A 3,907-nucleotide genomic window follows, 5' to 3' on the forward strand; every position below is an offset into this window, starting at 1 on the left:
GACTCCCACACCGCCGCCAGCGACACCATCACCGCCCACAACACCGGCTGCACCACATCCACCCGGTCCAACCCCGGCGCACCCTCCTCACCCCGCACCACATCGACCAACGACCAGTCGACAAAGGCCGACAGCGCCTCAGCGCACTCCGCGAACCGCGCCGCGAACACCGGCGACGAATCGAGAAGCTCCACCGCCATCCCCACCCACTGCGCCCCCTGACCCGGGAACACGAACACCGGGTCGACGGTCTCGCCGATGCGCTGGGTGGTGCCTCGGGCGAGGCCGGGGGTGGTCGTGCCGGTGGCGAGGGCGCGTACTCCGGCGAGGAGGCTTTCGTTGTCGGCGCCGACGACCACCGCGCGTTCCTCCAGGGCGGCACGGCCCGTGAGGAGGGAGTGCGCCACGTCGGCGCGGTCGGGCGTGGTGTCCGCCAGGTGGGACAGCAGTCGTTCGGCCTGCTCTCGCAGCGCGTCCGCGGAGCGGGCGGAGAGCAGCCACGGCACTACGGTGCCGGCCGGGGCCGGAGCCGGTTCGGTGGAGTCCGGCTCGGTACCGGACTGTTCGAGGATCACGTGGGCGTTGGTGCCGCTGACACCGAAGGACGAGACGGCGGCCCGGCGTGGACGGCCGTCCGCGTCCCAGGGCCGGGTCTCGGTGAGGACCTCCACGTGTCCGGCCGACCAGTCGACGAACGGGGAGACCGCGTCGGCGTGCAGGGTGCGGGGCAGGGTGCCGTGCCGCATGGCCTGCACCATCTTGATGACGCCGGCCATGCCCGAAGCGGCCTGGGTGTGGCCGATGTTGGACTTCACCGAGCCCAGCCAGAGCGGACGGCCGGCGTCGTGTTCCTGCCCGTAGGTGGCGAGGATGGCCTGTGCCTCGATCGGGTCGCCGAGCTTGGTGCCGGTGCCGTGGGCCTCGACCGCGTCGATGTCCGCGCCGGACAGCCCGGCGTCCGCCAGCGCGGCGCGGATGACGCGCTGCTGGGAGCGGCCGTTGGGGGCGGTGAGGCCGTTGGAGGCCCCGTCCTGGTTGATGGCCGAGCCGCGCACGACGGCCAGGACCTGGTGGCCGTTGGCGCGGGCGTCCGACAGCCGTTCCAGGAGCAGCACGCCCACGCCCTCGGCCATGCCCATGCCGTCGGCGTCGGCGCCGAAGGCCTTGCAGCGGCCGTCCACCGCCAGGCCCCGCTGGCGGCTGAAGCCCACCAGGCCGATCGGCTCGCCCATGACGGCGGCGCCGCCGGTCAGGGCGAGGGAGCACTCGCCGGAGCGCAGGGACCGGATGGCCAGGTGCATGGCGACGAGTGCGGAGGAGCAGCCGGTGTCCAGGGTCACGGCCGGGCCTTCGAGCCCCAGGGTGTAGGAGACACGGCCGGAGGCGATGCTGGTGACCGTACCGGTGATCAGGTGTCCTTCGAGTCCCTCGGGCACCTCGCCGCTCGCGCCGTACCCCTGGTGGGACACGCCGACGAAGACGCCCGTGTCGCTGCCGCGCAGGCTGTCGGGGGCGATACCGGCCCGCTCCAGGGTCTCCCAGCTGGTTTCCAGCAGCAGTCGCTGCTGCGGGTCCATCGCCGTCGCCTCACGCGGGGAGATGCCGAAGAAGCCGGCGTCGAACTCGGCGGCGTCGTGCAGGAATCCGCCCTCGCGGGCGTAGGTCGTGCCGGGCCGGTCCGGGTCGGGGTCGTACAGGTTCGCCACGTCCCAGTGGCGGTCCGCGGGCAGGGGGGAGATGGCGTCGGTCTCGTCGAGGACGAGTCGCCAGAAGTCCTCGGGCGAGTGGACGCCTCCGGGGAAGCGGCAGCCCATCGAGACGATCGCGATGGGTTCGTCCCGGTGTGCGGGGCCGTCCGCCGGGGTGGCGGGCAGGGCGGCGGCCGGCTCGTCCGCCGTGTCGTGGACGAGGTGTTCGAGCAGGTGCCGGACGAGGTCGTGAACGTTGGGGAAGTCGAACACGACGGTGGCGGGGAGGCTCAGTCCGGTCGCCGTGTTGAGGCGGTTGCGCAGTTCGACGGCGGTGAGGGAGTCGAAGCCGAGTTCCCGGAAGGCGCGCTGCGGGGCGATCTCGCTGCCGTCGGCGTGGCCGAGGACGCCGGCGACCTGGGTGCGCACGATGTCGGTGAGGGTGCGCACGCGCTCGGCGCGCGGTTGGGCGGCCAGTTCCGCGCGCAGTCCGCCGAGTCGGTCGGCGGCATGGGCCGCGTCGGGCTCGTCGGCCCGCATCGCCTCGGCCACCTCGGGGACCTCGTGCAGCAGGGGCCGGGGGTGGGCGGCCGTGAAGACGGGGACGAAGCGTTCCCAGTCGATGTCGGCGACGGCCAGGAAGGTGTCGTCGTGGTCCAGGGCCTGCTGGAGGCCGGTGACGGCCAGTTCCGCGTCCATGAACGGGATGCCACGCCAGCGCAGCTGCTCGCGCACGACGTTGACGGCCATACCGCCGCCCTCGGGGCTCCAGATGCCCCACGCGATGGACGTTCCGGTCAGGCCGCGGGCCCTGCGGTGGTCGGCGAGCGCGTCGACGTAGGCGTTGGAGGCCGAGTACGCGCCGTGGTCGCCGCTGCCCCAGGTGCCGGCGACGGACGAGTAGAGGACGAAGGCGTCCAGCCGGTCGTGGTCGAAGACGGCGTCGAGGTTGGCCGCGCCGAGCAGCTTGGCGCGGGCACCCTCGGCGAAGAAGTCCAGGTCGGTGTCGGCGAGGGGCGCGAGCATGCCGACGCCGGCGGTGTGCACGACGGTCCGGATGGCGGGCCCGTCCGACTCGACCTCGGCCACCAGGCGTTCCAGGGCGTCGCGGTCGGCCACGTCGCAGGCCGCGATGGTGACGCGGCAGCCCAGGGCGGTCAGTTCCTCGCGCAGTTCGGCGGCGCCGGGGGCGTCCGGTCCGCGGCGGCTGGTCAGCACCAGGTGCTCGGCGCCCTTGCGGGCCAGCAGCCGGGCGGTGTGGGCGCCGAGGCCGCCGGTGCCGCCCGTGACCAGCGCGGCTCCGCTGGTGCGCCAGGCGCGCGGTGCGGTGCGCCCGGCGAGCGGGGCCCGCACCAGGCGGCGGATGTGGGCGGTCCGGCCGCGCAGGGCGGTCTGGTCCTCGTCGGCGCGGGCGGCGAGAACGGCGACGAGCCCACGCGCGGTGTCCTCGTCCAGCTCGGCGGGCAGGTCCACCAGTCCGCCCCACCGCCGGGGCTGCTCCAGGGCGACGACGCGTCCGAAGCCCCACAGGGCACCCTGGAGCGGGTTGCGGACGGTGTCGCCGGTGCCGGTGGTGACGGCCTCGCTGGTCAGGATCCACAGCCGGGCGTCGAGATCGGCGTCCAGCAGCCCCTGGAGCAGGACGAGGGAGGAGGTCATGCCGGCGGTGGCACCCGGGTGGCCGGGGGCGGCTCGCTCGTCGAGCGCCAGCAGGGAGACGACGCCTTGCAGGGACGCCGGCCCGGTGACGGAGACGGCGTCCGCGAGCCGGGCGGCGACCCGGGCGCGGTCCGGATCGCCGGCGTCCACGGCGAGGGTGACGGTGGTCGCGCCCGCCTGGGCGAGGGTGCGGGCCACGGCGGCGACCAGGGGGGACCGCAGGTGCGTCTCGGGGACGGCGAGGAGCCAGGTGCCGTGCAGGGTGCCGGCGGCGGGCAGGTCGTAAGGACGCCAGACCACCCGGTAGCGCCAGCTGTCCACCGTGGCACGGTCGCGGCCGGCCCGCCGCCACGCGGCCAGTGCCGGGACGATGTCGCTGAGTCCTTCGGTGCTGTTCAGTCCGAGGGTTCGGGCGACGTCCTGGAGGTCGCCCTCCTGAACGGTGCGCCAGAACTGCTCCTCGACGGGATCGGCGGCCTTCTGCCCGGCCTTCGGCGCTTCCAGCCAGTAACGGCGGCGCTGGAAGGCGTAGGTGGGCAGGTCGACACGGCGCGGGGACA

General features: G+C 74.3%; 1 protein-coding gene. It reads right to left on the reverse strand.

Translation table 11 applies throughout. From position 1 onward, the window contains the following. A partial coding sequence (locus ACPXCS_RS39520) for an SDR family NAD(P)-dependent oxidoreductase (protein ID WP_425952347.1) occupies positions 1–3,907 on the reverse strand: 3,907 nt, incomplete at both ends.

Origin of the sequence: Streptomyces sp. DT190 (assembly GCF_049846985.1) — a bacterium.
Classification (GTDB): Bacteria; Actinomycetota; Actinomycetes; order Streptomycetales; family Streptomycetaceae; genus Streptomyces.